Raw genomic sequence first — 25,559 nt, 5'->3', positions numbered from 1 at the left:
CAAGTCCCGTCGGTGTCGCGTCGGTGAAGGTATCCCTTACGGTCGGCCGTCCGTGGCCGGATCTGAGCGAAGCCGTATCGTCGCTTCCCATGACCCGTATCCTGCTGATCTCGGGGAACACCCGGGCGGACTCGCTGCACACGGCGGCGCTGCGGACGGTCGCCCGGTTCGCGCCGGCCGGGATCAGTGCCGCGCTCTACGACGGCCTGCGTGACCTGCCCGCCTTCGAGCCGGGCGAGGGGCCCGACCCGGTGCGGTTCCTGCGGCTGCAGGTGGCGGCGGCCGACGCGGTGCTGTTCAGCACGCCCGAGTTCGCCGGGTCGATGCCGGGGAGCCTGAAGAACCTGCTCGACTGGCTGGTCGACGGCGGCGACCTGACCGGCCGGCCGGCGGCCTGGCTGTCGGTCGCGACCCCGGGGCAGGACGACGGCGCCTGCGCGGCGCTGGAGACGGTGCTCGCCCACGCCGGGGCCAAGGTGCTGCACGCCGCGTGCGTACGCATCCCGCTCAGCCAGGCCGCGCTCGACGGCGAGGGCACGGTCGCCGACCCGCAGCTGCACCAGGCCCTGCTCGACACGCTGCAGACCCTGGCCCGGGCGCTGGCCGCCCCCGCGCCGAAGGCGCAGCCGTCGTGGCAGGCCGTCTCCAGCCTCTACCCGGTCGTGCAGCGCAACGACGCGACACCGTTCCGCAGCTGGCGGGCCGAGATCTGGCGGCCCGGCGAATAGGCCCCGGCGAATAAGCCGTGCTGGACCGGCACGGTTAATCTTTCGCGCATGCAGGACGGGCGATACGAGCGGCGGCAGCTCCTCGGCGACGGGGGCATGGGCCAGGTCTGGCGTGGCGTCGACACGGTGCTCGGCCGGGACGTCGCGCTCAAGCTGCCGCTGGCCCGGCTCGCCCAGGACCCGCAGTTCGCCGAGCGGTTCCGCCGGGAGGCGCGGGCGATGGCCAGCGTCCGCCACGAGAACATCATCGACATCTACGACGTGTGCGACTCCCCCGGCGGCCCGTTCATCGTCATGGAGTACGTGCCCGGCGGCTCGGTGGCCGAGCTGCTGGAGCGGCGGGGGCGGCTGAGCGCCCGCGAGACCGTGCCGATCGTCACGCAGGCGGCCCGGGCGCTGGCGGCCGCCCACCGGCAGGGCGTGGTCCACCGGGACGTCAAGCCGGGCAACCTGCTGCTGCGGGAGGACGGCTCGGTGGTGCTCACCGACTTCGGCATCGCGCGTACGGCCGCCGGCGACCAGATCACCGGCACCGGCCAGAACATCGGGACCGCGACCTACATGGCGCCCGAGCTGTTCCACGGCGGCCCGGCCACGTCCGCCTCGGACATCTACGCGCTCGGCGTGGTGGCGTACGAGTGCCTGAGCGGGCGTCCGCCGTTCCACGCCGACAGCGTCATCGCCGTCGCCACCATGCATGTGATGCGCGAGCCGCCGCCGTTGCCGGACGACGTCCCCGCGCCGCTGCGGGCCATCGTGGCCGCCGCGATGAGCAAGGACTCCACGCACCGGTACGCCTCGGCCGACGAGCTCGTGGCGGCGCTGGCGGACCCGGCGGCGACCGCCGGGACCGGGCGCGGCCGGTTCTGGAGCGCCGCGCGTGCATCGGGGGCCGCTTCGGCCGGCCGCACCGAGCGCGCCTCTTCCGCCAGCCCCGCCGAGCGTGCGGCCTCCGCCGGCCGCACCGAGCGCGCACCTTCCGCCGGCCGCACCGCCCCGACTCCGGGCGCCACTTCAGCCGATCGCACCCCCCAGGCGCCGGACGCCGCTTCTGCCGGCCGCACCGCCCAGGCGCCGGACGCCGAATTCGCCGACCGCACCGCCCAGGCGCCGGAGGCCGCGACCCCCGGCCGGAACGGTACCCGGCGAACCCGCCGCCGCCTGGTCGCCGCCGGTGGTCGCGCTGGCCGTGGCCGGCGCCGCCGCCGGCCTGCTCGTCCGCGCCTACGCCGGCGACAACGGCGACGGCGGCACCGGCAACGCCTCGGCCCTGCCCGCCGACCTGCGCGACTTCGCCCGGGGCTGGCCGCTGGACGGCTGCACCCGGGACGGGACGCCCGGCGACAAGCAGGACGAGCGCTGGCGCTGCCCGGTCGACGGCTCGACGTCGCTCTACCTCATCCGCTACCAGCCCGGCGGCCACCGCGACACGATCCGCGAGCGGAACGACCGGATGAAGCCGCTGGCCGGCAAGATCAGGCTGGAGCGCGGCCCGGCCAGCGCCCCCGGCGGCGCGAAGGGCCTCTACCGGGAGTACGAGGTGGACATCGGCTCGGCCGGCCGACCCGACTGGAACGACCAGATCTGGTTCGACAACTACCCGGTCCAGTCCCCGCCGCTGGCCCTCATCCTGCGCACCGCCCGCACCCCCGACACCGCGCAGGCGCTGGCCCACCTGCGCGAATTGTGGGCCAAGGCCGGCTACTCGCGCCCGGCGTAGAACGAGACGGCCTCGGCGATGGCGAGGTCGGTGAGCTTCGGGTCGTGGCGGGGGCCGATGTCGCGCATGAAGGCGTGCTCGCCGCCGCGGTAGATGTGCAGCTCGAGGTCGTCGTGGCCGGCCGCGTACAGGGCCTGGACGATCTGCAGGCGGGCGTCGGCGGGCACGTGCGGGTCCTGCGAGCCGAAGACGACCATGAGGCGGCCGCGGATGTCGGCCGCGCGGGCGAGCGAGCCGGGGTCGTCGGCGCCGAGCCCGCCGTTCTGCAGCCCGGTCGGATAGAAGCAGACGGTGGCGGCCACCCGCTCGTCGAACGCGGCCCGGAACGCCAGGTGCCCGCCGATGCAGAAGCCGGTGACGAACAGCGCCGAGATGTCGTCGCGGCCGGCCATGTAGTCGAGCACCGCCGTACGGTCGGCGTCGAACTGGGCAGTGGTGGTGGCGGCCGCCCCGGCCAGTCCGGCCGCCTTGCCGGCGTCGTCGAACTCGAGCGCGACCCCGGCCAGCTCACCGTGCGGATAGATCTCGGGTACGCAGACCACGAACCCTTCCGCGGCGAAGCGCCGGGCGGTGCGCAGGGTCGACTCCGTGAGCTGGAAGATGTCGGTGTAGAGCAGCAGGCCGGGCCAGGTCCCCGGGCCGGCCGGGCGGATCACCTTGGTGCGGATCCCGTCCGCCACCCGGACCTCGTCCTCGCGTACCTTCATGCCGCCCGACCCTACCGGGCTGACCAGCGCATCTCCGGCGGCGCGCCGCTGCCGATCCCCGGCGGTGCGCCGGGTCGGCCGCGGACCGGAAAGTCAGGCTTTCACGAGCTCAGCGGTGCCGGCCTCCACCGCGTACGACGCCGAGGTGGTCACCGGGCTCTCACGGACCTCGATGGTCTCCACCGTGCGGACGCCGGTGTGCCACGCCGCGCGGTTGACCGAGCAGCGCAGGTAGCCCCGCCGGGAACCGTCGAAGTAGCGCACGTGCGGGTTGAGGGTCGGGTTGAGCGCCTTGAGCGGGGCGTCGAAGGCGATCGGGAAGTCGGAGCTCACCGACGTCGCGGTGAACTCGACGGCGACGGGGGCGGCCGACGGGTCGTCGAAGTCGGTGCGCAGCTCACTGAACCACGTCGAGTGGCTGTCGCCGGCCAGCACGACCGGGTTCGCGACCCGCGCCTCGGCGAGATGGGTCAGCAGGCGGGTGCGCTGCGGCGCGTACCCGTCCCAAGGGTCCAGGTTGGCCAGCAGCGGAGGGACGCCGCCCGCCGGGTTCGGGAACTTGATGCGGCTCATCATCACCTGCTGGGCGATCACGTTCCAGCGGGCCGGCGAGTGGTCGAGGCCGTGCGAACGCGGCGACGGTCTGGTGGCGGGCGCCGGTGTCGTCGATCTCGTCGATCAGCGACGCGTCGTTGTTCTCGGTCTCGTGGTCGTCCCAGGTCACGATCCACGGGAAGGCGGCGTGCGCGGCCTGCAGCGCCGGATCGCTCCTGTACTGCGCGTGCCGGGCGCGGTAGTCGTCCAGGGTGACGAGCTGGTCCAGACCCGGGGTGGCGGGCGTGGTGTGGTTGCGGTCGGCGAAACGGCTCGACGGGTCGTACTCGTAGATGTAGTCGCCCAGATGCACGACGAGGTCAAGGCCGTCGGTGGCCAGTCCCCGGTAGGCGGGCCAGTAGCCGTTCTGGAAGTCCTGGCAGTTCACGATGCCGAACCGCAGGCGGGAGCAGTCGTCGCGCCGGGACGGTGCGGTACGCGTACGGCCGAGGGGGCTGATGTGGCCCTTGGCGCGGAACCGGTAGAAGTACTCCCGGCCGGGCGCGCGTCTGCGGACGTCGACGTGCACCGATTGGGCCAGCGACGGGTGCGCCCAGGTGCGGCCGGCACGGACCACCCGGCGGAAGCGCTCGTCGTGCGTGACCTGCCAGTCCACCTCGACCGGGCGGCCGGAGCCGGTCATCAGGCGGGTCCAGAGGATCACACCGTCGGGCACGGGATCGCCGCTGACCCGCTCGGGCCCCGATCCACATCGGAGGAGCACCAGGACCCACGGGCTCGCGGCGAGCGTGCCGAGGTGGTGCGGCATGCGGTAACCATGCGGGGTCAACCGGAAACTTGTGTGTACGGCCCTTGAACAGCGGACCTAGAGTGTGGGTGGGGGCACCCCCGCCAGGGCGCCCCCGCCCACCTACTGGTTCGCCGCCCGGCGCGCGGTGTATTCCGTCCGGCGCGTCGGATATTGGATGAGATTGTTCGGGACGTCGTCCATCGTGCTGTCCCAGCCGCCGCGCATGTCGTCGTACTGCGGGCGGGGCAGGAACTGCCGGCCGTAGTCCATCATCCCGTCGATCAGCCGGTCGACGTCGCGCGCCGGCCGCACCACGAGCCGCATGAACTGGCTGGTCATGCCCAGCTTGTTGCCGCACTCCCGGGTGTAGACGCCGTGGTTGGCGACCAGGAAGTCGCGCAGGGCGGTGCCGGACCACTCGGTCGGCAGCTTCACCAGGATGAAGTTGCCCTGCGACGGGAAGACGGTCAGCCCCGGCACGCGGGACAGCTCGCCGGCCATGCCGCGGCGGTCCCGGCTCAGCAGGCGCAGGCTGTCCTCGTACTCCTCCTCATGCTCTTGAATCATGAAGACGACCTTCTCGGCCAGGGAGTTGAGGTTCCACTTCGGCAGCGCCTTGCCGATCGTGCCGGCGATGGCCGGGTTGGCCAGCATGTAGCCGAAGCGGATGCCGTGCAGCCCGAAGTTCTTGCCGAGGCTCTTGAGGACCACCGTGTTGGGCCGGATCACCGCGTCCGGGCCGACCGACGGGTACTGCTCGGCGTCGGAGAAGTCGATGAACGACTCGTCGATGACCACCAGGTCGAGGTCGCCGAGCATGTCCATGAACCGGATGACGTCGCGCCGCGGGATGTAGTTGCCGTCCGGGTTGTTGACGTTGCAGATCACCGCGACCCGGGAGTTGCGCTCGCGGATGAAGCGCACGTAGTCGTCGAGGTTGAGCCGGAAGCCGTCGCGCTCCTGCAGCGGGAACATGTCGACCCGCTTGCCGGTCTCGAACGGCTGGTCGGTCCAGCGCCCGAAGGTCGGGATCGGGATCGCCACGCTCTCCTTGATCAGCAGGTGGTCGATCCAGGTGATCAGCTCGGTCGAGCCGTTGGCCATCGCGACCGTCTGCGGGTGCAGGCCGAGCACGCTGGCCAGCTTCTTGGTGATGCCCATCGAGTCCGACGGGTAGTACTTCAGGATGTTCCGCAGATCGCGGGACAGCTCGTCGAACATCTCCGGCGTCGGGAAGTACGGATTGCACGGAATGCAGAAGTCGACGATCTCGACGCCCTCACCGGCGCTTCGAGCGAGATCGAAATAAGACGCACTGTGCGCTCCCTTGTGCAGGATCGAGGTGTCGATTCCGGTCCCGGCCATCGCGACTCCTTCTCCGTCCGCCGGCTTCATCGCCGTCCGTCAGTACGGGCGAGGGGCGCGTTTCGTTCAGATCCGGGTGTCGTGCGCAAGTAACGCACCGAGACCGCGGCCGCCCAGACCCACCCGAGCGGAATGATGATCCGCCCGGCGATCCCGTCCGCGAGCTGGAACCACCGGCTGCCGACGGACTCGGTCTGCAGGTAGAACGCGCCGACCACGAGCACCACCGGCGCCGCGACCGCGTTGACGACGAGACCGGCCGCCCACAAACGACCGCCCTCCTGTGCCCGGAACCGCCGGGCGAACACCGCGCACGCCGCCGTGGCCGCGGCATAGAGCACCATCACCGCCACCGTGTGCAGCGTGGCGTGCCACGTCTCGGGCGCGTTGGTACCCGGCAGCCGGTCGCTGGGCGTGCCCGGCGGGAAGCCGAGTTGCGGGTCGGTGACGAAGGCGGCCGTGCCGATCATGGCGCCCCCGTACACCGCCATGAGTCGCGGCCCCCAGCGCCCGGCGCCGGCCGCCCGCAGCCCGGCCGAGCAGGCGATCATCAGCGCCCCGCAGACCATGAAGTTGACGATCTGCACCCAGCCGCCGGGGCCGAGCATCAGCAGGCTGGGCCCGTGCCGCAGCAGGACGAAACCCTCGCGGGTGGCCGCGTCCAGATGGAAGAGAATGAGGAATCCGATGCTTCCGGCGGCTCCGCATCCGATCAGCGCCCGCCGTCCCCGTGTTGATGTCATGCGCCGAAGCTATGGCGGCGCCGGGGCGGCCACGACTCCCGCGCGGACGACCCCGGGGCGGACGCCTATGCCGCGCGGCATACACGTCTCCCATGAACGTGCCACCTCGCGTACCGGCGCCCGATCTTGCCCTTGATCGTGGGTCACCCTCTCCGGGCTGAAGATCACCAAGGGGAGGTACGCATGAGATTGTCGGTCGTTGTCCCGGTCTTCGACGAGGAGGACGTGCTTCCGCTGTTCGCGGGCCGGCTGCGTCCCGTGCTCGACGCGCTCGGCGTGGACTACGAGGTGATCACCGTCGACGACGGCAGCCGCGACGCCACGCCGATGGTGCTGGAGCTGATCCGCCGGGAGTGGCCCGAGCTGCGCGTCATCCGGCTGCGGCGCAACAGCGGGCACCAGAACGCGCTCACCGCCGGCCTGCACCGGTCCCGCGGGCAGTACGTGGTCAGCCTCGACGTCGACCTGCAGGACCCGCCCGAGGTCATCGCCGAGATGCTGCGGCTGGCCGAGACGTCGGGGCTCGACGTGGTGTACGGCGTCCGGGCCGATCGCAGCACCGACACCGCGTTCAAGAGGTGGACCGCCGGCCTGTACTACCGGCTGGTCCGGCGGGTGGTCGGCAGCCCGGTGCCGCGCCACGCCGGGGACTTCCGGATGCTCAGCCGGACCGCGGTCGACGCGCTGACCGAGCTGCCCGAGCACCTGCCGGTCTATCGCCTGCTGGTGCCCTGGCTGGGGCTGCCCAGCGGCGAGGTGACCTACGTGCGGGAACGGCGCGCGGCCGGCCGTTCGAAGTACCCGATCGCCCGGATGGTGCGCCTCGCCGTCGACAGCATCACCGGCTTCTCGGCCGCGCCGCTGCGGGTCGCGACCTGGCTGGGCTGCGCGGGCATTGCGCTGTGCGTCGCCCTGGCCGGCGCCGGGATCGCCCTGCATCTGTGGGGCACCGTGGTGCCGGGCTGGACGTCGCTGCTGGTCGCGATGGTGTTCCTGGGTGCGTTGCAACTGCTGTGCCTGGGCCTTCTGGGCGAGTACGTCGCGCGCGTCTTCACCCAACTGCAGGGGCGGCCGCCGTACGTCGTGAGCTCCGACTCGCTGAGCCGCCCGTACGCCACGACGGGCCGTTGACGTGCAGACCGTCCTCGAGAGACCGGCGTCCGCGGCCGGGACGGCGACCGCGCCGGCCCGCCGTCCCTGGCGGACGGCGATCCGGTCGGCCCTCGCCGTGTGGTCCACGATCTTCGTCGTCCACCTGCTGGTGAGTGCCCTGGCGTGGTTGCCCCGCAAGGATGGCCAGGTCCCGGACCTGGCCGCGATGTTTCTGGGCTGGAACCGGTGGGACGCCGGCCACTACGTGCGGATCGCCGAGCACGGCTACCACCTGGGACCGGGCTTCCCCGCGTTCTTCCCGCTCTATCCGTTGCTGATCCGGGTCACCGACGTCCTGCTGCCGGGCGGCGCCCTGGTCAGCGCCCTGGTCGTGGCCAACGCGGCCGCGGCCGGTGCCCTCGCTGTCCTGCACCGGCTGGCCGAGCACGAGTTCGGGCCGGCGGTGGCCCAGCGCGCGACCTGGTACCTGGCCGCCTTCCCGACCGGGTTCTTCCTCTTCATCGGCTACAACGAGTCGCTGTTCCTGCTGCTGGCGATCGGGGCGCTGTACGCCGGGCGCCGCGGGCACTGGTGGCTGGCCGGCTCGCTCGGCGCCCTCGCGTCGGCCACCCGCTTGTTCGGGGTGCTGCTGATGGCGCCGCTCGCCGTGGAGTACCTGCGGCAGGCCGGCCTGTTCGAGGCCGGCCCGCGGCGAATCCGGCTGCGGCCGGACGCCCTGGCGATCCTGCTGGTGCCGCTGGGCGTCGTCGCCTACGCCGTCTACTGCGCGATCGACCTGGGCAGCCCGCTGGCGTTCAGCATCGCCCAGGACCAGTGGGGCCGGCGCTACACGGTCCCCGGCGAGGCGTGGCTCATCTCCCTCCGGCAGGCGCACGCCCACCCGCTGCTGTCGCCGTCCACTCTGGGCGCCCTGCTCGACGCGGGCACCGTCCTGCTCGCGGCGGTGCTGCTGGTCCTGGCGGTCAAGGGCCGTCTCCGCTTCCGCCGCGACCAGCTCTACCTGGTCGTCCAGGGTGCGCTGACGTTGCTCCTGCTGATGTCGACCGAGGTCGGCGGCCGCTCGATGCAGTCCGCCGCGCGCTACGCCATGGAGGCCGTCGCCATCTTCCTCGTGCTGGCCCGGGCCGGCGCCGACCGGCTGGTCGACCGGGCGGTGCTGACCATCGGCGTCGCCCTGCACGCCGTCCTCCTGGTGGTGTTCACGGCCGGCACCTTCCTGGTCGCCTGAGCGTGTGCGGATCGCGTGATGCAGCAGGGTCGTCTACCGCAACCCGGGGATGACCGTGCGGGAGGACGAGATCCGCCGGCCGGACGGGTCGCCGGCCGCGCTGACGCTCGACCGGCTCGCCTCGCCGTGACGCAGGTCACAAGGCTGGCGAATCCGCAGCAAGGCCCCCGTAAATACACCGCCGATCCACCGGCTCGTTCGCAAAGTTGTCGGACCCCCGTCGTAGTGTCCGCAAGGCCCACGTTTCGTGACGACGGGAGCCCGTCCAGTGACGACGCTCGACCACGACGCGGCCGCGGCCACCAGCCGCCGGCTGCGCACTCAGGAGGAAGTGGAGGCGCACATCCGCGCCATCTGCTTCAAGACCGGCCCACCGGCGCTGATCGGCGCCGAGCTCGAATGGACCGTTCACCACACCGCGGCGCCCCGCGCGCCCCTCGACCGCGAGACCCTGCGACACGCCCTCGGCCGGCACACGCCGGCCCTCCTCGATCCCGCTCCCCGAGCCGGCTCCCCCGGCCCGGCCGCCTCACCCGGCGGGACCGCGGGGCGCACGCCCGATCCGCTGCCCGCCGGCGGCACGCTCACCATCGAGCCCGGCGGCCAGCTGGAGATCTCCTCGGCCCCGGCCTCCTCGACCGCCGCGCTGCACGCGGCCGTCACCGCCGATCTGGCCTACCTCACCGCCCTGCTCGACGACGCCGGGCTGCGCCTCGGCGAGCACGGCATCGACCCGCACCGGCCACCCCGGCGCCTGCTCGACACCCCGCGCTACGCGGCCATGGAGCGCACCTTCGACGCCCGCGGCCGGCACGGCCGGATCATGATGTGCAGCACCGCGGGCCTGCAGGTCTGCCTCGACGCCGGCACGCCGGGCGACGTGCCGCTGCGGTGGCGCACGGCGCTGGCGCTCGGTCCGCCGCTGCTCGCGCTCTTCGCCAACTCGTCGCGGCACGCCGGGCGCGACACCGGCCTCGCCTCGGCCCGGATGGCGACCTGGTGGGGCATGGATCCGCGGGTCACCCATCCGCCGGCCGGTCCGGCCGGCGACCCGGCCGGGGCCTGGGCGCGGTACGCGCTGGCCGCTCCCCTGCTCTGCGTGCGGCGCGGCGGCGGCTGCTGGGATCCGCCGCCCGGGATGACACTGGCCGACTGGGTCGGCGGGGCGCTGCCCGGGCCGCCGACCGTGGACGACGTCGACTACCACCTCAGCACGCTGTTCCCGCCCGTGCGCCCGCGCGGCTACCTCGAGCTGCGCTACCTCGACAGCCAGCCCGGCCCGGAATGGTTCGCCCCGGTCGCGATGGTCGCCGCGCTGTTCGCCGGCCGGTCACTGACCGAGCAGGCCCTCGCGGCCGCCGAGCCGGTCGCCGGGTACTGGCACACGGCGTACCGGACGGGTCTGGCCGACCCGGCGCTGCGCCGGAGCGCCGAGGCCCTCACCCACCTCGCCGCCCCGCACCTGGACGGCGCCGTCACCGACATCATCGAGCGGCGCCTGCGTGCCGCCGTCACCGCCGGGGAGCAGTGATGACCTACCAGACCGACCGCCTGCGCGACCTGGTCGCCACCGAGCTCGGCCGCGCCCGCGACCGCACCACCCTGCTGACCGAGTCCGTCGACGAGGGAGACCTCGTCCGGCAGCACTCGCCGCTGATGTCGCCGCTGGTGTGGGACCTCGCCCACGTCGGCAACCAGGAGGAGCTGTGGCTGGTCCGCGACGTCGGCGGCCGCGAGCCGGTGCGCCGCGACATCGACGAGCTGTACGACGCGTTCAAGCACCCGCGCCGCGACCGGCCCCAGCTGCCGCTGCTCGGGCCGGGCGAGGCCCGGCGCTACGTGGCGACCGTCCGCGACAAGGTGCTCGACGTGCTCGACCACGCCCGGCTCGACGGGTCGCCGCTGGTCGACAACGGGTTCGCGTTCGGCATGATCGTGCAGCACGAGCAGCAGCACGACGAGACCATGCTCGCCACCCATCAACTGCGCGCCGGCGCCCCGGTCCTCGACGCGCCGCCGCCCCCGCCGGCCACGTCGGCGGTCGAGGGCGAGGCGTTCGTCCCCGGCGGCCCGTTCACGATGGGCACCAGCACCGAGGCGTGGGCCCTGGACAACGAGCGGCCGGCCCACGCCGTGGACGTGCCCGGCTTCTTCATCGACCGGGCGCCGGTCACCAACGGCCGCTACGCCGAGTTCATCGACTCCGGCGGCTACGACGACGAGCGCTGGTGGTCGGCCGAGGGCTGGGCCCACCGGCAGGCGGCCGGGCTGGTGGCGCCGCTGCACTGGGAGCGGGACGGCGACGGCTGGGCGTGCCGGCAGTTCGGCCGGACGTCACGGATCGTCCCGGAGGAACCGGTGGTGCACGTCTGCTTCCACGAGGCCGAGGCGTTCGCGGCCTGGGCCGGCAAACGGCTGCCGACCGAGCCCGAGTGGGAGAAGGCGGCCCGCTTCGACCCGGCGACCGGCCGGTCCCGGCGTTTCCCCTGGGGCGACGAGCCGCCCACCTCGGAGCGGGCCAACCTGGGGCAGCGGCACCTGCGGCCGGCCCCGGTCGGCGCCTATCCCGCGGGCGCCTCGCCGGCCGGGGTGCACCAGCTGATCGGCGACGTCTGGGAGTGGGTGTCGACCGACTTCCACGGCTATCCGGGCTTCGTGCCGTTCCCCTACCGCGAATACTCCGAGGTCTTCTTCGGTACGGAGTACAAGGTCCTGCGCGGCGGCTCGTTCGGCACCGACGCGGCGGCCTGCCGGGGCACCTTCCGCAACTGGGACTACCCGATCCGCCGGCAGATCTTCAGCGGGTTCCGCTGCGCCCGGGACGCCTGAATGTGCCGTCACCTGGCGTACCTCGGCCCGCCTGTGCCGCTTTCGCGGCTGCTCTTCGATCCGCCGCACTCGCTGAGCCGGCAGTCGTGGGCGCCCCGCGACATGCGCGGCGGCGGCACGATCAACGCGGACGGCTTCGGCGTCGGCTGGTACGGAAGCGGTGTGGCCGGGCCGGTGCGGTACCGGCGGCACACGCCGATCTGGAGCGACACCACGCTGCCCGGGCTGGCGGCCTCGCTGACCTCGACCGCGGTCCTGGCCGCCGTGCGCAGCGCCACGGTCGGCATGCCGGTCACCGAGTCGGCGGCGGCGCCCTTCGGTGACGGCCCCTGGCTCTTCAGCCACAACGGGGTCGTCACCGGCTGGCCGGGCTCGGTCGCGAAGCTCGCGGGAACACTGCCACCCGCCGATCTGTTGACCCTCGACGCACCGACCGATGCGGCGCTGCTGTGGCTGCTGGTCCGCGATCGGCTGCGCTCCGGCGAGTCCCTTCCGTCATCGCTCAGGTCGGTGATCGCGGATGTGCGCGAGGTGGCGCCCGGCTCCCGGCTCAACCTGCTGGTCACCGACGGCTCGTCGCTCGCGGCGAGCGCCGTCGGCCACTCGCTGTCGGTCCGCACCGGGCCCGGCGCGATCACCGTGGCCTCCGAACCTCTCGACGACGACCCCGCGTGGCGCGCGGTCCCCGACCGGACCCTGCTGAGCGCCACCGCCTCCGACCTTTCCTTCACTCCGCTGGGAGAAGCATGAACGCGCCCGAGCTCGAAGTTCACCTCGACGCCGACGACCTGGCCCGCTCGCTGCGGGCCGACGTGATCAACGGCCTCACCGCCGAGAAGAAGACGCTGCCGCCCAAGTGGTTCTACGACGCCCGGGGCAGCGAGCTGTTCGAGCGGATCACGGAGCTGCCCGAGTACTACCCGACCCGCGCCGAGCGGCAGATCCTGACCGACCGGGCGACCGAGATCGCCGCCGTCACCCGCGCCACCGCGCTGCTGGAGCTCGGCTCGGGGTACTCGACCAAGACCCGGCTGCTGCTCGACGCCCTGACCGCGGCCGGCACGCTGCGCACGTTCGCCCCGATGGACGTCTCGCCGACCGCGCTGACCGCGGCCGCCTCCCGGATCACCGCCGACTACCCCGGGCTCGCCGTGCACAACATCGTCGGCGACCTGACCCGGCACCTCAAGCACCTGCCGACCGGCGGCGACCGGCTGGTGGCGTTCCTCGGCGGCACGATCGGCAACCTGGTGCCGGCCGAGCGGGCGGCGTTCCTGGCCGACGTGCGCGCGGTGCTCGAGCCGGGCGAGCACCTGCTGCTCGGCACCGACCTGGTGAAGAGCCCGAGCGTGGTCGTGCCCGCCTACGACGACGCCCAGGGCGTGACCGCCGAGTTCAACCGCAACGTGCTGCGGGTGCTGAACGCGAGCCTCGGCGCCGACTTCGACCTGGACGGCTTCGCGCACGTCGCCCTGTGGGACGCCGAACGCGAGTGGATCGAGATGCGGCTGCGCGCCCGCTGGCCGATGCGCGCGACGATCCCCGGCGTCGGCCTGGTCGTCGACTTCGCGGCCGGCGAGGAGGTCCGCACCGAGGTGTCGGCCAAGTTCCGCCGCGAGGGCGTCGAGCGGGAACTGGCCGAGGCCGGCTTCGCCCTGGACCGTTGGTGGACCGACCGCGACGGGCTGTTCGCCGTGTCGCTGGCCCGCGCCGTGCAGGAGGACTGACCTCGCCGGGCGGACCGCCGCCGCGACCGCAGCCGCGGTGACCGTCGTGACCGCGGTGACCGTCGCCGCGACCGCCGGGATCACGGTGACCGAGACGATGCCCGGCCGGATCATCCTGCCGAAAATGCCACCCATCCGGGGCGGCGTCCGGCCCGAATGATGGGTGTCACCCACAGGAGAGGCGGGACCATGGCGGAGCGGGGCACCAGCCGCCGGCCGGAGCATCTGTCGCCGGTGCCGGACCGGCCCGACCCGGGCCACCTGCTGCGGGCGGTGGCCGGCGGTGAGGAGGCGGCGTTCGGCAAGCTCTACGATCTGGTCGCGCCGCGCGTCTACGGGCTGATCCGGCGGGTGCTGCGCGATCCGGCCCAGGCCGAGGAGGTGGCGCAGGAGGTGCTGGTCGAGGTGTGGCGCACGGCGGCCCGCTTCGATCCGGCGCGCGGCTCGGCCACGGCGTGGATCTGCACGATCGCGCACCGGCGGGCGGTCGACCGGGTGCGGGCCGAGCAGGCGGCGAGCGAACGGCTGGCCTTCGTCGGGCGGGCGCAGGTGGACACGCCGTACGATGCGGTGGCCGACGAGGTCTCCGGGCGCCTCGAACGGCAGCAGGTGCGCCGCTGCCTCGCCGGCCTGACCGAGCTCCAGCGGGAGGCGGTCACCCTCGCGTACTACCAGGGCCACAGCTATCCGCAGGTGGCGGAGCTGCTGGGCACGCCGCTGCCGACCGTGAAGACCAGGATGCGGGACGGCCTGATCAGGCTGCGGGACTGTCTGGGGGTGACGGCATGACCGGCGCCGACGTGCATGCGCTGATCGGCGCGTACGTGCTGGACGCCGTCGACGACCTCGAGCGGGCGGCCTTCGACCGGCACCTGAGCGAGTGCGCCGCCTGCCGGGCCGAGGTGGACGAGCTGCGGGCGGCGTCGGCCCGGCTCGCGGACGGGGCGTGGTCGGTGCCGCCGCCGGCGTTGCGCACGCAGGTGATGGCGGCGATCGGCTCGGTGGCCCAGCTTCCGCCCGCGCGGGTCACTCCCCCGCGTTCCCCGCGGCGACGGCTGGTTCTCACGGCCGCGGCCGCCGCGGTGGTGCTGGCGGCGGCGGGCGCGGTCGCGGTGGTGCAGACTTCGCGCGTACGGGATGAGCATGCTCGCGCCGAGACCGCGGAGGCCGCCTCCGCCCGCCTGCAAGCGCTCCTGACCGCGCCCGACCTCGTGGTGAAGGAGTCGCCCGTCACCGGCGGCGGGCGTGTCACCGTCGCGACGTCCCGCCTGCACGACGCCGGCGTGATCATGCTCGCCGCCGCTGCCGCACCGACCGGCGGCCGCGTCTACCAGCTGTGGACGATCCGCTCGGCCGTGCCTGTCCCCGAGGGAACGCTGCCGCCCGGCCGGACCACCTCGGTGCAGATCGTGGCCGGCATGGACGCGGCGTCGGCGGTCGGGGTCTCGGTCGAGCCGCCCGGTGGTTCCCCGAAGCCGACGATGCCCCTGGTAGCGGCGGTGGAGCTCTAAGCGCGGCCCCAGAGCTCGTACGGATGACGGCCGGGCCGGAACCCGTACGCCTCGGCCATCGCCGCCGCCTCCCGGAAGCCGTGCCCGACGAGGTCCGGCAGGTGCGCGTCGCTCCCGAAGCTCACCGCGTCCCCGCCCTCCTCCCGCCACCACCGGAGAAGGACCGCCGCCAGCGGAATCCGCGTGTTGATCTCCAACGCGCGCTGCGTCCCGGCCGTCGCCCGCAGCGCCGCCCGGAACTCCTCCTCGAAGTCGCGGACGTCGGCGCCGGGCCACGACCGCAGCGCGTAGTCGATGTGCGCGAGAACCGCGAACGAGTCGCAGGTCGTGACCAGCTCGACGACCCCGGCCAGATAGTCGCGCAGCACCTCCCCGGCGTCCCGGTGCGGATATATGGCCCACGGCTCCGCGACCCCGTCGCCGTCCCGGAGGCAGTGCAGCGACCCCAGCACCCGGTCGAAGCTGTGGCTGTGCAGCAGGGCCGCGGTCGGGGCCGCGAACCAGTGCGGCTCGCCCAGCTCGAGCCCACTGAGGATCCGCAGCCCCGGAAACTTCTCCCGGCACCGCTCGACGCATTCCAGGTAGCCGTCGGCGTCGAACCCCGGCGGCCGCACGATGCCGTCGTCCCCGGCCACCGCCGTGAGGTGCGCGCTGACATAGGGCCCCTCGGTCGGCGCCGCCCACGAGACATGATCGACGTGCTCGGTGAAGGCGACGGCCGGAAGCCCGAGCCGGATCGCTTGCTCGCAGGTCCGCTCCATGTCGCCGACCGGCGTGTCCCACGACCATTCACTGTGCACATGGCTGTCCGCCGGGAGGCTCACCACCCCATCCTCCGTCATCGGGAGCCGGTGTCCAGAACTGTCCACGTCCGGCCGGCAGCGTGGCGATGAGGAAGGGACTCTGGATCCGGACGCGCGATGAGGCGGATCCGGCGACAACGGCTGCGCCACCGGCAACCGGCGCGCCGGCGTCGCTGCCGGGACGGCCCGCTGCGTAAGGACCTAGGAGCTCTCCACGATTCCCTGCGGCATACTTCGAGCGATGGTGGGCCGGCCGTTCGGCGCTCGTCACGGCCCACCTCTTGGCGCGCACCAACGCGGACAAGTGACAACGACAGGTTGGGGCCGCACATGCAACGGGGCACCCGCGACGAGCTGCTCGGCCACCTCGCGGCGGCGGTCGGGTCGGTGAGCGTCGCGCACCCGGTGCGCGTCGCCGTCGACGGGGCGCCGGCCGCCGGCAAGACCACCCTCGCCGACGAGCTGGCACGTGTGCTGCGCGCAACGGGCCGCGACGTCATCCGGGCGACGATCGACGACTTCCTGTTTCCGCGGGCCCGGCGCTATGCGCGCGGCGAGTTCTCGGCCGACGGCTGCTACCTCGACGCCCACGACCGCGGCGCGCTCAAGCGGGTTCTGCTCGATCCGCTCGGCCCGGGTGGTAATCGGCGCTTCCAGACCGCGACCTACGACCGCGCCGCTGACGCGACGCTTTCTCCCCGGCCGGCGACCGCCCCCGCCGACGCCGTGCTGCTCCTCGACGGCGTCTTCCTCCTGCGCCCGGAACTGTTCGACCGGTGGGACCTGCGGATCTTCCTGTCCACGGCGCTGGAGGAGACCGTGGACCGCGCGGTGATCCGGGAGCGCCGGGTGTCGTCCCGGGCCGAGGTCGAACGCCGCTGGCGCGAACGTTATCTCCCGGCCCAGCGGCTCTATTTCGCCTCGGCGCGGCCGGCCGACAAGGCCGACATCGTGGTGCACAACGACGACCCACGCCGGCCGATGTGGGAGAGCGGGCTGCTTCGCCCGCCGGCCGATCGGTGATCGCGCCGGGCAGGCGGTGAACACCTTCCCGCCGCGCGAACCGGAGCCGTCGCCGACCGCTCGTCCCGGCGAAGCGGCTGATTCGACCGGCGTCGCGGCCCGGTGCCGGACACAACCAGCCGTGCGAGCAGCGTGCCGTTCGGATTTCCGTCGCGAGCAGACCCTACGACGGGTCGCGCAGGGCGTCCGAGACCGACTTGGCGCCTCCGTGGGAGGACGCCCCGCCGTCGACCGGGATCTCGGCGCCGGTCACGTAGGAGGCGGCGTCGCTGAGCAGGAAAGCGATCACGGCGGCTACCTCGGCCGGGGTGCCGGCCCGGCCGAGCGGGGACTCGGCGAGACTGGCGGCGCGGAACGCGGGCGGCGCGGTGGCGGTCATCGGGGTGTCGATGAAGCCCGGGTGCACGATGTTGACCCGGATGCCGCGCGGGCCGAGCTCGAGCGCGGCGGCGCGTGTCACGCCGCGCAGCGACCACTTGCTGGCCGTGTACGCGACTGGGTAGTGCCCCTGCAGCGCGGCCACCGAGCCGACGTTGACGATCGACGCGCCCGGGCCCATCAGCGGGGCGAGGGCCTGGATGCCGAGCAGCGGGCCGAGCACGTTGACGGCCTGCACCCGCTCGAAGTCGGCCACGGTCACCGCGCCGACCCGCGCCCGCCATGTGACTCCGGCGCAGTTCACGAGGCCCCGCGGCGGCGCATCCCGCAGCGACTCGGCCAGATCGGACCACGAAGCTTCATCCCGTACGTCGAAAGCGGTTCGAAGCACGTCAATGCTCTCGGCTCGAAGAAGCGTGACCACGGCCGCCCCGATGCCGGACTCCGAACCGGTGACCACAACTCGGCGCATGGCATTCACCTTGGGGCAGGGACCGGTCATCACGGAAGAACGGGTTGGTGATGTCCGCCATCAATGTGGCTTATGACTCGTAGCACACACTCCGGGCCGAAATATCGGGTGCGGCGGATCGGTTGTGGTGGTCGATCAGCCTGGAGGTCTGCCATGAAGAGCGGAATTCACCCGGAGTACCACAGCGTCGTCTACCGCGACCGGAACGCCGACTACGCGTTCCTGACCCGCTCGACGGCCACGAGCACCAGGACGATCGAGTGGGCGGACGGCAACACGTACCCGGTCATCGACGTCCAGATCTCGGCCGCGAGCCACCCGTTCTGGACCGGCCGCACGCGCGTTCTCGACGAGGCCGGCCGGATCGAGAAGTTCCGGGCCAAGTACGCCCGTTTCGGCAAGTAGGACCCTTTCGCTGGAGAGGGCCGCCTCGGTTTCGGGGCGGCCCTTTTCGGCCTTTTGCTTTCTGCCTTTTGCTTTCGGCGGTCGCGCGCGCTGCCGATGTTCAGCGGCATGAGACCGTGGATGCCGCTGGTGGCGGCGGTCGCCCTGACCGCGGGCTGCGGCGGCGCGTCGGCCCCGGTCGGTTCGACGGCCCGCGCGGCCGGCTTCGCCTACACGGTGAACGCATTCGCCTGCGCATCCGAGATCTGCACGCTGGACATCACCATCCATAACATCGGCCGTACGCCCCGGACGCCCGGCGTCGCCTTCGCCCGTGCTTACGACACCGGTGGCCGGGAGTATCTGGCCGACCTGACCCTGATCGGCCTCGACGATCCGCTGCTGTCCGACCTCGCGCCGGGCGCCACGATCGAGCGAAGGCTGCGCTACCGGGTACCGGCTGATCACACGATCGCCAAGCTCGAGCTGCGCGAGTCCCCCGACGCGGAGGCCATCAGCGTGCCGCTCCCCTGACCACCGATCACGCGCCCGGGAGACGCGGCGGTAGGGGCTGGTCCGCGCGGTGGGCGGGCGCGACGCTGGTCAGGGAGCGTCGTCCGGGTCGCGCAGGGAGGTCGGGGACAGCAGCTCGCCCACCAACGTTCCGCGGGAGCGGCGGGCCACGCCGGCCAGGAGGTCGGCCACCTGGACCCGGGCGTCGTCCCGGGAGTCGACCATCACCAGGCCGGCCAGCGGGGAAACACCCGAGTCGCCGGCCAGGGCCCGCTGCAGCCGGGTCAGTCGGTCGGCGGTCAGGGCGCTCTGCTCGTCGTGGACGACCAGCACCCGGCGGCCGCCCGCGCTCCACTGCAGAACCGCCTCGGCCAGCGCCGGGAGCAGGGGCTCGAGCGGAGGCGGGATCGACCGGTCCTCGTCGTCGAGGCGCCGGAGGACGGCCCGCACGCGCGCCGGCTCGAGCGCGGCCAGTACATCGACGGCCGACGCATCGGCGCCAGGCGGCACGGCGGCGCCAGGCGGCACGGCGGCGCCAGGCGGCACGGCGGCGCCAGGCGGCACGGCGGCGCCAGGCGGCACGGCGGCGCCAGGCGGCACGGCGGCGCCAGGCGGCACGGCGGCGCCAGGCGGCACGGCGGCGCCAGGCGGCACGGCGGCGCCAGGCGGCACGGCGGCGCCAGGCGGCACGGCGGCGCCAGGCGGCACGGCGGCGCCAGGCGGCACGGCGCCTGGCGAGTCGGCGGCACGCACAACGGCGGGCAGCGCATCGGCGGCACGCACAACCGCGGGCGACACATCCGCGGGCGACACATCCGCGGGCGACACATCCGCGGGCGACACATCCGCGGGCGACACATCCGTGGGCGACACATCTGCGGCCCGAACGGCCGCGGACAGCGCGTCGCGGGCGCGCAGGAACCGGTCGATCGCGGGTCCCGACGGATAGCGGCGCTTGGGGCGGACCATGTCCACGAACGCGGCCAGGAACTCGCTCCAGCGGGCGCGGTCCGTGTGGCGGGAGCGGTACAGCGCCAGCGCGGCCGGGCGCCGGGACATGGTCAGGCGGGTGCCGGCCGCGTAGGTGGGCGGCGCGACCAGGAGGTCGACGACGCGGGTCACCAGGAAGAGCTCCTTGTCGACCAGGTGGACGTACGCGCGCCCCCGCAGTTGGCCCAGGAACCAGCCGAGCGCCTCGCCGCGCCGCAGGAACTGCCCGGATTTCAGCTCGTGCGGCGAGAAGCGGAAGCCCGATCGCAGCGATTCGATGAGTCCGGCCGCCTCGGTGAGGGCGAGGTCGACGCTCGCGTGCGTGATGACCGGGGTGGCGGGATCGAGCAGGTTGGTGCCGGAGAAGCCGGACTCGTCGCACGCGATCTCCACGACGGCGCCGCGCACCGCGCCCGCCGGCGGAAGGCCACCCTGAAGCGGCGTTCGCAGCGCCATGCCGACCATGGTGGCCGGTCAGACCTCACAGAACAACCACATTTGCGCCCGTACGCCGCGGCCCCGGGGGTCAGCGCGCGACGAGCGCGTCGGTGAGCGCCTCCGCCAGCCACTGTTCGTACCGCTCCGGGGTCCAGCCCCGGTCGGCGACGAGCAGCTCGTAGACCTCCGGTGCGATCAACGCCCAGACGATGTCGCGGGCCCGGTCCTGGTCGAGGCCGGGACGCAGGCCTCCGGTCTCGGCCAGGTGGCCGACGATGGCGCCGGCCCCGATCAGACGCTCCTGGTTGATGGTCTGCCGGAACTGCGCCAGGTCGGGGTCGCCGCCCCGCGCGCCGGCCAGCAACCGGGCCAGCAGCGGGCCGATGCGCTCGGCGATCCGGCGGGCGGCGAAGGCGTACCGGCCGATCTTGTCGAGCGGGCCGGCCGCCGCCAGCACCGCCTGCAGCTCGGGACGGTCGATCATCGGGATCGGCTCGTCGTCGCCGGCCAGCGTCACGTCGTACACGTCCTTGATCAGAGCCGCCTTGGTGCCGAACGTCTTGTAGACCGTCTCGGCCGAGACGCCCGCGTGCCGGGCGATGTCGCGCATGGTGACCGCCGTCGGGCCGCGCTCGACCAGCAGCTCGCGGGCGGCGTCGAGGACCCGGCGGCGGGTGAGCCGCGCCTGCTCGGTCCGGCGGGTGTTGTCGTATGCGCGACGCGTCATTGCTTACCGTCCACCAGTATCGAATACTTCTCCACTGTATCCGATTCTACGAGTGGGGGACATCATGCGCACCATCGACACCGACGTCTGCATCCGGTCCATGGCGATCATGGCTTGCGGCGACCTCGACGAGCTGACCGAATGCGTTCACCCGCAGGCGGTCAACCGGGAGGCCAAGGACGAGCCGCCGGCCTGCCGGGGACGGGGACCGGCCGCGTTCGCGGCCACCGCGCACTGGCTGCGGGCCGGGTTCGCCGACCTGTCCTTCGAGATCCACGACGCGGTGGCCGACGGGGAGCTGATCGCCGTCCACTGCACCATGTCCGGGCGGCAGGTCGGCCCGTTCCTGTCCTACGACGAGCACGGCGAGGTGGCGCAGGCGATGCCGCCGACCGGCCGCACGTTCGCCATCACCCAGACGCACTGGTTCCGGATGAAGGACGGCCAGGTGATCGAGCACTGGGCCAACCGGGACGACCTCGGGCTGGCCACCCAGCTCGGCTGGGTCCCGCCCACCCCGGTCTTCCTGTGGCGGATGGCCCGCGCCAGGCGGCAGGCCCGCCGATCCTGACGAAGGAGGGTTGCCGGCCCGGCGTTGGGGGAACAGCGACGTCCGGACCCGCAACCCTCCTCATCGGACGGAGACCGGCATGCTGGATGATCTCGCCGTGGTCGGTGGCCCGAAGACCCCGGTCTCCACCGCCGCGCTGATCGGCTTCTTCGCCCTCGTCGTGGTCGCCATCGTCGTGATCCTGCTGCTGCGCCGCCGCGACCGCTAGGTTCGCCCTCAGCCGGCGGCCAGCGAGCCGTTCTCCAGCCGCAGCCGGCGCCGCACCCCGATCTCGCTCAGGAACCGCTCGTCGTGGCTGACCACCACGAACGCTCCCCGGTACGCGGACAGCGCGCTCTCCAGCTGACCGACACTGACCAGATCGAGGTTGTTCGTCGGCTCGTCGAGCAGCAGCAGATGCGGCGGCGGGGAGGCACACAGCACGCACGCCAGCGTCGCCCGTAGCCGTTCCCCGCCGGACAGCACGCGTACCGGCAAATGTGCGCGACCACCGCGGAAGAGGAAGCGGGCCAGCAGGTTCATACGCTCGGCATCGGGGATGCCGGGCGCGAACGCCGCCATGTTCTCCGCCACCGTCCGGTCCGGATCGAGAAGATCAAGGCGTTGCGAGAGGTACGCGACCCGACCGTCGGCGGTCCTCGCGGAACCGCCCGACGGCGTCAGCTCGCCCGCGATCAGCCGCAGCAGGGTGGACTTCCCGGCGCCGTTGGGCCCGGTCAGCGCGATCCGCTCCGGGCCCCGGATGCTCAGGTCCACACCGTCGAACAGGTCGCGGACGCGCAGGCCCGCGCCCGTGAAGAGGGTCCGCCCCGCGGGAACGGCCGTCCCCGGCAGGTCGACCACGAGCTTGTCGTCCTCGCGCAGCTGCCGTTCGGCCGCGTCGAGCCGGGCCTTGGCCTCGGCGACCCGGGAGGCGTGCGTCTGCCCGGCCCGTCCCGCGGACTCCTGCGCGCCCCGCTTCATGTTCCCCGCGAAGAGCCGCGGCAGCCCGGCGCTCTCCAGGTTGCGCGCCGCGGTCGAGGCCCGTCGCGCGGCCCGCTCCCGCGCCTGCTGCAGCTCCCGCTTCTCCCGCTTGACCTCCTGCTCGGCGGTGCGCACGTTCTTCTCGGCGACCTCCAGCGCGGCGGTGCGGGCCCGGTCGTACGCGGCGAAGTTGCCCCCGAAGAGGGTGAGCTCGCCGCGCTCGAGGGCGGCGATCCGGTCCATCCGGTCGAGCAGCTCGCGGTCGTGGCTGACCACGAGAAGGCCGCCGGCGAAGTCGCCGAGCACGTCGAACAGGCGCAGCCGGGCCGCACGGTCGAGGTTGTTGGTGGGCTCGTCGAGCAGCAGCACATCGGGTTCCCGCAGCAACTGCGCCGCGAGCCCGAGCGACACGACCTGGCCCCCGCTGAGCGTGGACAACGGCCGGTCGAGGGCGACGCCGCCGAGGCCGAGCCGGTCGAGCACGGCCCGGCTGCGCTCCTCGACGTCCCAGTCGGTGCCGATGACGGTGAACAGCTCTTCGCCGGCCTCGCCGGCCTCGATCGCGTGCAGGGCGCGCACCTGGGCGTCGACCCCCAGCACCTCGGCCACGCTGCGGGCGGTGGTGAGCGGCAGGTCCTGCGGAAGGTACCCGAGGACGCCGTCGACCGTGATCGTGCCCCCGGCCGGCTCGAGCTCCCCGGCGATCAGGCGCAGCAGCGTGCAATTGCCGGCGCCGTTGGCGGCGACCAGGCCGGTGCGGCCGGCAGGCACGGTGAAGGACAGGTCGGCGAACACAGGGGTGTCGTCCGGCCAGGAGAAAGACACGTGGGAGCCCACGATGGACATGAAGGGAAGCACCTCAGGGAGTGGAGGGACGGAACGTGACGACAGGACGGGGGGAAGCTCACCCTGCGATGTCGTCGTCTCCCTGGATCATGCGATCAAGACTAGCCGGTTTCTCCGGATCCGGCACCGGGATTGAGGTGTCCTGGGTTCGCGCCCGGGTGCATTGTGGATGGCGGCCGGATTTTGTCGTACCGGGCCGCTAGCCTCGCCCCACCCAGTTACGGGTGGGGTCCGGTAAGGCGGCGGGCGCGCCTTTCGCCGCGGGAGCTTGCGGCGGGAGCCCGCCGATGGGCCGCCTCGACGGATCGGCCCGGCGGAACCAGCCGACTCCGCGCGCCCGCCCGCCGTGGCGGTGGTTCAGCCGGCCTGCGGGCGCCGGGCGGTCCACACGTCGCGGGTGGCGTGGACCGTCAGATCCTCGCGCTCGGGGAGCGTCGTGATGACGCGCTCCAGGGCGGCACGGTCGGTGGCGTCGAGCTGGTCGGCCAGGCCGTGCCGTGCGCGCTCGAGGGTGGCCCGGGCGTAGTCGACCGCCTTCGCCGGCAGAGGGCTCGGCAACTTGATGTCGAAGCGGCGCTCGCCGTCGAGCTCGAAGCCGGCTGCCTTCAGCCGGGCGCCCCAGTCCAGGCCCATGTGCAGGCCGGCTTCGTGCCGGCGCTGGGCCGCCGCCTCGTGCAGCCGGTCCTCCAAGGCCGCGTCGGCGGTACCGGACAGGAAGCGCGGGAACGAGTCCATCTCCGTGACCACGAAGGCGCCGCCGGGGCGCAGGACGTCGCGCACCCGGGTCAGGGCGCGGGCCGGGTCGGCCAGGTGATGCATCGATGCCGACGCCCACACCAGGTCGGCCGGGCCGAGTGCGGGCCACTCGCCGTCGAGGTCGGCGCGGATCGTACGGACCCGGTCGGCCACGCCGGTCGCGGCCGCGCGGCGGCGCAGGTGGTCGAGCATCTCCTCGTCGACGTCCACCGCGGTGACCTCGGCCGTGGGCAGCAGCCGGGCCAGCGAGAGCGTGCCCGCGCCGGAGCCGGCACCGAGGTCGACGATGCGGGGACGGTCCGGGACCAGGGAGCCGGCCCAGCCGATCACCGCCCGGTGGTAGTCGTGGAGGACGTCGATGTCGAGGTCGAGCAGGTCGGCCAGATGCTGGTGTGCCATGGGCTCGACGGTAGCGGGCCTTTGCGCGTACGACATAGGCTCTTGCGTATGACGCAAGACGGCGAGCTCGACACCCTGGTCCGGCAGCGGATCCGGAGCCTGCGGGTGGCGCGCGGCTGGTCGCTGGACGAGCTGGCCGCCCGCAGTTACCTGAGCCCCTCCACGCTGAGCCGCATCGAGACCGGGCACCGGCGGATCGCCCTCGACCAGCTGGCCCCGATCGCCCGCGCGCTGGGTACGACGCTCGACCAGCTGGTGGAGTCGGGCCGCGACGAGGACGTGGTGATCCGCCCGCACCGCGACGACGAGCGCGGCATCACCACGTGGCTGCTCTCCCGCGAGGGCAACCCGGCCGGCATGCGGGTGGCGAAGATGCTGCTCACCCGGCCGGCCCACCCGGCGTTGCGCGTGCACCCGGGGCGCGACTGGTTCACGGTCCTCTCCGGCACGGTGGTGCTGCGGCTGGCCGAGCGGACGGTGCTGGTGCGGGCGGGCGAGGCGGCCGAGTTCTCGACGATGGTGCCGCACGCGTTCGGCGCGGCCGGCGGGCCGGCCGAGATCCTGTGCATCCTCGACCACGACGGCGAGCGTACGCATCTGGGCCCGGCCGGAGACTGACGACCGGCCGCGTGGGCTGCACCCACAGCGGGCACTCAGGCTCGCCCGGGTGACCGGCGAACCGCATGGCGCGCCGGGGTGACAGCTCCGACCGCCCATATCGGAACTTCCGTCACGAGGTTGTCTCGGCATGACATCCAAGAAGCGCATCGCGCTCGCGATCGCGGCAGTCACGGTCCCGGCGGCGCTCGCCGCCGCACCGGCCATGGCCGGCGTCGCGCACAACCCGGCCCCCCACGCGTCGGCCACGCACAAGCCCGGCACGCACAGCACGACCACCCACAGCAAGCCGGGCGCACACAAGCCGGCTGCGCGCCCGGCCGCGGCCGGGCGGACCATCACGGTGACCACCGCGGACAACGGCAAGCACGTTCGGGTGCACAAGGGCGAGTACGTGCTGGTGCGGCTCCGGCTTGACCCGCGCGCCAACCCGGACGCGACCACGTGGTGGCGCGCGATCCGCGAGTCCGGCCGGCCGCTGCAGGTGCGGCCGCAGACGGCGGTGAGCGTCCGCGGCACCACGCGCGGGCGCTACAAGGCCGTCGCGCCGGGCTCGGCCACCCTCTCGTCGTCGCGGGCGGTGTGCCCGGCACACGGCACGACACCGACCTGCCACAGCATGCAGAGCTGGACCGTCACGGTCGACGTGACGGCGAAATAGC

At 73.2% G+C, this 25,559-nt stretch carries 27 protein-coding genes and 2 pseudogenes; 18 read left to right on the top strand and 11 right to left on the bottom strand.

From position 1 onward, the window contains the following. Positions 1–89 precede the first annotated feature (89 nt). The 3 genes and pseudogenes from ACQP2F_RS22445 to ACQP2F_RS22435 all read left to right on the top strand — a co-directional run bounded on the left by ACQP2F_RS22445 (position 90) and on the right by ACQP2F_RS22435 (position 2,448). Positions 90–728, top strand: a complete 639-nt coding sequence (locus ACQP2F_RS22445; RefSeq protein ID WP_433307042.1) for an NADPH-dependent FMN reductase — start codon at positions 90–92, stop codon at positions 726–728. Between the two features lie 48 nt (positions 729–776). Further along, positions 777–1,478 (top strand): annotated as a pseudogene (locus ACQP2F_RS22440) (serine/threonine-protein kinase); the annotation flags it as partial. 424 nt (positions 1,479–1,902) lie between these two features. Continuing rightward, a complete protein-coding gene (locus ACQP2F_RS22435) occupies positions 1,903–2,448 on the top strand; it encodes a hypothetical protein (RefSeq protein ID WP_433307040.1) in 546 nt (181 codons plus the stop codon). On the opposite strand, the gene ACQP2F_RS22430 is transcribed toward ACQP2F_RS22435, so the two are convergent. The 5 genes and pseudogenes from ACQP2F_RS22430 to ACQP2F_RS22410 all read right to left on the bottom strand — a co-directional run bounded on the left by ACQP2F_RS22430 (position 2,430) and on the right by ACQP2F_RS22410 (position 6,608). Continuing rightward, a complete protein-coding gene (locus ACQP2F_RS22430; RefSeq protein ID WP_433307038.1) occupies positions 2,430–3,155 on the bottom strand; it encodes a dienelactone hydrolase family protein in 726 nt (241 codons plus the stop codon). The genes ACQP2F_RS22435 and ACQP2F_RS22430 overlap by 19 nt on opposite strands. A 93-nt stretch (positions 3,156–3,248) precedes the next feature. After that, a complete protein-coding gene (locus ACQP2F_RS22425; protein ID WP_433307036.1) occupies positions 3,249–3,728 on the bottom strand; it encodes an alkaline phosphatase D family protein in 480 nt (159 codons plus the stop codon). Positions 3,729–3,888: 160 nt separating this feature from the next. Beyond that, positions 3,889–4,392, bottom strand: a pseudogene (locus tag ACQP2F_RS22420) (alkaline phosphatase D family protein); the annotation flags it as partial. Between the two features lie 228 nt (positions 4,393–4,620). Continuing rightward, positions 4,621–5,865 (bottom strand): pyridoxal phosphate-dependent aminotransferase, encoded by a 1,245-nt coding sequence (locus tag ACQP2F_RS22415; RefSeq protein WP_433307034.1) that lies wholly within the window; start codon positions 5,863–5,865, stop codon positions 4,621–4,623. A 26-nt stretch (positions 5,866–5,891) separates the two neighbouring features. Next, positions 5,892–6,608, bottom strand: coding sequence for a DUF998 domain-containing protein (locus ACQP2F_RS22410; protein ID WP_433307032.1), 717 nt, complete (start codon positions 6,606–6,608; stop codon positions 5,892–5,894). Between the two features lie 183 nt (positions 6,609–6,791). Between ACQP2F_RS22410 and ACQP2F_RS22405 the strand changes: the two genes are divergently transcribed. The 8 genes from ACQP2F_RS22405 to ACQP2F_RS22370 all read left to right on the top strand — a co-directional run bounded on the left by ACQP2F_RS22405 (position 6,792) and on the right by ACQP2F_RS22370 (position 15,016). Continuing rightward, positions 6,792–7,739, top strand: a complete 948-nt coding sequence (locus ACQP2F_RS22405; protein ID WP_433307030.1) for a glycosyltransferase family 2 protein — start codon at positions 6,792–6,794, stop codon at positions 7,737–7,739. A 1-nt stretch (position 7,740) separates the two neighbouring features. Next, positions 7,741–8,949, top strand: a complete 1,209-nt coding sequence (locus tag ACQP2F_RS22400; protein ID WP_433307028.1) for a mannosyltransferase family protein — start codon at positions 7,741–7,743, stop codon at positions 8,947–8,949. 268 nt (positions 8,950–9,217) lie between these two features. Further along, positions 9,218–10,480 carry a glutamate-cysteine ligase family protein gene (locus ACQP2F_RS22395; RefSeq protein ID WP_433307026.1) on the top strand — a complete coding sequence of 421 codons (1,263 nt, stop codon included), beginning with the start codon at positions 9,218–9,220 and terminating at the stop codon, positions 10,478–10,480. After that, positions 10,480–11,778 carry an ergothioneine biosynthesis protein EgtB gene (gene egtB, locus ACQP2F_RS22390; RefSeq protein ID WP_433307025.1) on the top strand — a complete coding sequence of 433 codons (1,299 nt, stop codon included), beginning with the start codon at positions 10,480–10,482 and terminating at the stop codon, positions 11,776–11,778. The genes ACQP2F_RS22395 and egtB overlap by 1 nt, the downstream gene beginning before the upstream one ends. Beyond that, entirely contained in the window at positions 11,779–12,528 is a 750-nt protein-coding gene (gene egtC, locus ACQP2F_RS22385; protein ID WP_433307023.1) for an ergothioneine biosynthesis protein EgtC, read from the top strand. It abuts the gene before it with no gap. Then, positions 12,525–13,505, top strand: coding sequence for an L-histidine N(alpha)-methyltransferase (egtD, locus tag ACQP2F_RS22380; RefSeq protein ID WP_433307021.1), 981 nt, complete (start codon positions 12,525–12,527; stop codon positions 13,503–13,505). The genes egtC and egtD overlap by 4 nt, the downstream gene beginning before the upstream one ends. Before the next feature lie 189 nt (positions 13,506–13,694). Then, positions 13,695–14,294: an ECF RNA polymerase sigma factor SigK gene (gene sigK, locus ACQP2F_RS22375; RefSeq protein WP_433307019.1), complete on the top strand. Its 600-nt coding sequence runs from the start codon at positions 13,695–13,697 to the stop codon at positions 14,292–14,294. Beyond that, positions 14,291–15,016 carry an anti-sigma factor gene (locus ACQP2F_RS22370; RefSeq protein ID WP_433307017.1) on the top strand — a complete coding sequence of 242 codons (726 nt, stop codon included), beginning with the start codon at positions 14,291–14,293 and terminating at the stop codon, positions 15,014–15,016. The genes sigK and ACQP2F_RS22370 overlap by 4 nt, the downstream gene beginning before the upstream one ends. On the opposite strand, the gene ACQP2F_RS22365 is transcribed toward ACQP2F_RS22370, so the two are convergent. Beyond that, positions 15,013–15,840 carry a PHP domain-containing protein gene (locus ACQP2F_RS22365; RefSeq protein ID WP_433307015.1) on the bottom strand — a complete coding sequence of 276 codons (828 nt, stop codon included), beginning with the start codon at positions 15,838–15,840 and terminating at the stop codon, positions 15,013–15,015. The genes ACQP2F_RS22370 and ACQP2F_RS22365 overlap by 4 nt on opposite strands. A 309-nt stretch (positions 15,841–16,149) precedes the next feature. On the opposite strand from ACQP2F_RS22365, the gene ACQP2F_RS22360 reads away from it, so the two are divergent. Continuing rightward, positions 16,150–16,842, top strand: a complete 693-nt coding sequence (locus ACQP2F_RS22360) for a cytidylate kinase family protein (protein ID WP_433307013.1) — start codon at positions 16,150–16,152, stop codon at positions 16,840–16,842. A gap of 163 nt (positions 16,843–17,005) precedes the next feature. Here ACQP2F_RS22360 and ACQP2F_RS22355 read toward each other — a convergent pair whose 3' ends face one another. Beyond that, positions 17,006–17,692, bottom strand: a complete 687-nt coding sequence (locus ACQP2F_RS22355; RefSeq protein WP_433307011.1) for an SDR family NAD(P)-dependent oxidoreductase — start codon at positions 17,690–17,692, stop codon at positions 17,006–17,008. 153 nt (positions 17,693–17,845) lie between these two features. Here ACQP2F_RS22355 and ACQP2F_RS22350 point away from each other — a divergent pair, with 153 nt between their 5' ends. After that, entirely contained in the window at positions 17,846–18,097 is a 252-nt protein-coding gene (locus ACQP2F_RS22350) for a type B 50S ribosomal protein L31 (protein WP_433307009.1), read from the top strand. A gap of 108 nt (positions 18,098–18,205) precedes the next feature. Beyond that, positions 18,206–18,610: a DUF4352 domain-containing protein gene (locus ACQP2F_RS22345; protein ID WP_433307007.1), complete on the top strand. Its 405-nt coding sequence runs from the start codon at positions 18,206–18,208 to the stop codon at positions 18,608–18,610. 69 nt (positions 18,611–18,679) lie between these two features. On the opposite strand, the gene ACQP2F_RS22340 is transcribed toward ACQP2F_RS22345, so the two are convergent. Together ACQP2F_RS22340 and ACQP2F_RS22335 are read right to left on the bottom strand one after the other, a co-directional pair. Then, complete coding sequence (locus tag ACQP2F_RS22340) at positions 18,680–20,035, bottom strand: hypothetical protein (RefSeq protein WP_433307006.1); 1,356 nt, start codon at positions 20,033–20,035, stop codon at positions 18,680–18,682. 70 nt (positions 20,036–20,105) lie between these two features. Continuing rightward, positions 20,106–20,744 carry a TetR/AcrR family transcriptional regulator gene (locus tag ACQP2F_RS22335; protein WP_433307004.1) on the bottom strand — a complete coding sequence of 213 codons (639 nt, stop codon included), beginning with the start codon at positions 20,742–20,744 and terminating at the stop codon, positions 20,106–20,108. 64 nt (positions 20,745–20,808) lie between these two features. Between ACQP2F_RS22335 and ACQP2F_RS22330 the strand changes: the two genes are divergently transcribed. After that, a complete protein-coding gene (locus ACQP2F_RS22330; protein WP_433307002.1) occupies positions 20,809–21,315 on the top strand; it encodes an ester cyclase in 507 nt (168 codons plus the stop codon). 79 nt (positions 21,316–21,394) lie between these two features. Then, the gene (locus tag ACQP2F_RS22325) at positions 21,395–21,523 is read left to right on the top strand and encodes a hypothetical protein (RefSeq protein WP_433307001.1); all 129 of its coding nucleotides are present in this window, start codon (positions 21,395–21,397) and stop codon (positions 21,521–21,523) included. An 8-nt stretch (positions 21,524–21,531) separates the two neighbouring features. On the opposite strand, the gene ACQP2F_RS22320 is transcribed toward ACQP2F_RS22325, so the two are convergent. Both ACQP2F_RS22320 and ACQP2F_RS22315 read right to left on the bottom strand, forming a co-directional pair. Beyond that, positions 21,532–23,124 (bottom strand): ABC-F family ATP-binding cassette domain-containing protein, encoded by a 1,593-nt coding sequence (locus ACQP2F_RS22320; protein ID WP_433306999.1) that lies wholly within the window; start codon positions 23,122–23,124, stop codon positions 21,532–21,534. 357 nt (positions 23,125–23,481) lie between these two features. Beyond that, complete coding sequence (locus ACQP2F_RS22315) at positions 23,482–24,279, bottom strand: class I SAM-dependent methyltransferase (RefSeq protein ID WP_433306997.1); 798 nt, start codon at positions 24,277–24,279, stop codon at positions 23,482–23,484. A gap of 48 nt (positions 24,280–24,327) precedes the next feature. On the opposite strand from ACQP2F_RS22315, the gene ACQP2F_RS22310 reads away from it, so the two are divergent. Together ACQP2F_RS22310 and ACQP2F_RS22305 are read left to right on the top strand one after the other, a co-directional pair. Next, positions 24,328–24,897 (top strand): helix-turn-helix domain-containing protein, encoded by a 570-nt coding sequence (locus tag ACQP2F_RS22310; protein WP_433306995.1) that lies wholly within the window; start codon positions 24,328–24,330, stop codon positions 24,895–24,897. Between the two features lie 130 nt (positions 24,898–25,027). After that, positions 25,028–25,558 (top strand): hypothetical protein, encoded by a 531-nt coding sequence (locus tag ACQP2F_RS22305; protein WP_433306994.1) that lies wholly within the window; start codon positions 25,028–25,030, stop codon positions 25,556–25,558. The last annotated feature ends 1 nt before the right edge of the window (position 25,559 follow it).

This window comes from Actinoplanes sp. CA-030573 (assembly GCF_050951115.1).
Taxonomy (GTDB): Bacteria; Actinomycetota; Actinomycetes; order Mycobacteriales; family Micromonosporaceae; genus Actinoplanes.
The sequence above is the reverse complement of the archived record's forward strand: the minus strand, read 5'-3'. Positions and strand labels throughout refer to the sequence as shown.

Coding starts and splice junctions, on each gene's coding strand:
- ACQP2F_RS22445 (WP_433307042.1), top strand. CDS start 90: ATGACCCGTATCCTGCTGATCTCGGGGAACACCCGGGCGGACTCGCTG.
- ACQP2F_RS22430 (WP_433307038.1), bottom strand. CDS start 3,155: ATGAAGGTACGCGAGGACGAGGTCCGGGTGGCGGACGGGATCCGCACC.
- ACQP2F_RS22425 (WP_433307036.1), bottom strand. CDS start 3,728: ATGAGCCGCATCAAGTTCCCGAACCCGGCGGGCGGCGTCCCTCCGCTG.
- ACQP2F_RS22415 (WP_433307034.1), bottom strand. CDS start 5,865: ATGGCCGGGACCGGAATCGACACCTCGATCCTGCACAAGGGAGCGCAC.
- ACQP2F_RS22410 (WP_433307032.1), bottom strand. CDS start 6,608: ATGACATCAACACGGGGACGGCGGGCGCTGATCGGATGCGGAGCCGCC.
- ACQP2F_RS22405 (WP_433307030.1), top strand. CDS start 6,792: ATGAGATTGTCGGTCGTTGTCCCGGTCTTCGACGAGGAGGACGTGCTT.
- egtB (WP_433307025.1), top strand. CDS start 10,480: ATGACCTACCAGACCGACCGCCTGCGCGACCTGGTCGCCACCGAGCTC.
- egtC (WP_433307023.1), top strand. CDS start 11,779: ATGTGCCGTCACCTGGCGTACCTCGGCCCGCCTGTGCCGCTTTCGCGG.
- egtD (WP_433307021.1), top strand. CDS start 12,525: ATGAACGCGCCCGAGCTCGAAGTTCACCTCGACGCCGACGACCTGGCC.
- sigK (WP_433307019.1), top strand. CDS start 13,695: ATGGCGGAGCGGGGCACCAGCCGCCGGCCGGAGCATCTGTCGCCGGTG.
- ACQP2F_RS22370 (WP_433307017.1), top strand. CDS start 14,291: ATGACCGGCGCCGACGTGCATGCGCTGATCGGCGCGTACGTGCTGGAC.
- ACQP2F_RS22360 (WP_433307013.1), top strand. CDS start 16,150: ATGCAACGGGGCACCCGCGACGAGCTGCTCGGCCACCTCGCGGCGGCG.
- ACQP2F_RS22355 (WP_433307011.1), bottom strand. CDS start 17,692: ATGCGCCGAGTTGTGGTCACCGGTTCGGAGTCCGGCATCGGGGCGGCC.
- ACQP2F_RS22350 (WP_433307009.1), top strand. CDS start 17,846: ATGAAGAGCGGAATTCACCCGGAGTACCACAGCGTCGTCTACCGCGAC.
- ACQP2F_RS22345 (WP_433307007.1), top strand. CDS start 18,206: ATGAGACCGTGGATGCCGCTGGTGGCGGCGGTCGCCCTGACCGCGGGC.
- ACQP2F_RS22340 (WP_433307006.1), bottom strand. CDS start 20,035: ATGGCGCTGCGAACGCCGCTTCAGGGTGGCCTTCCGCCGGCGGGCGCG.
- ACQP2F_RS22335 (WP_433307004.1), bottom strand. CDS start 20,744: ATGACGCGTCGCGCATACGACAACACCCGCCGGACCGAGCAGGCGCGG.
- ACQP2F_RS22330 (WP_433307002.1), top strand. CDS start 20,809: ATGCGCACCATCGACACCGACGTCTGCATCCGGTCCATGGCGATCATG.
- ACQP2F_RS22325 (WP_433307001.1), top strand. CDS start 21,395: ATGCTGGATGATCTCGCCGTGGTCGGTGGCCCGAAGACCCCGGTCTCC.
- ACQP2F_RS22320 (WP_433306999.1), bottom strand. CDS start 23,124: ATGTCCATCGTGGGCTCCCACGTGTCTTTCTCCTGGCCGGACGACACC.
- ACQP2F_RS22315 (WP_433306997.1), bottom strand. CDS start 24,279: ATGGCACACCAGCATCTGGCCGACCTGCTCGACCTCGACATCGACGTC.
- ACQP2F_RS22310 (WP_433306995.1), top strand. CDS start 24,328: ATGACGCAAGACGGCGAGCTCGACACCCTGGTCCGGCAGCGGATCCGG.
- ACQP2F_RS22305 (WP_433306994.1), top strand. CDS start 25,028: ATGACATCCAAGAAGCGCATCGCGCTCGCGATCGCGGCAGTCACGGTC.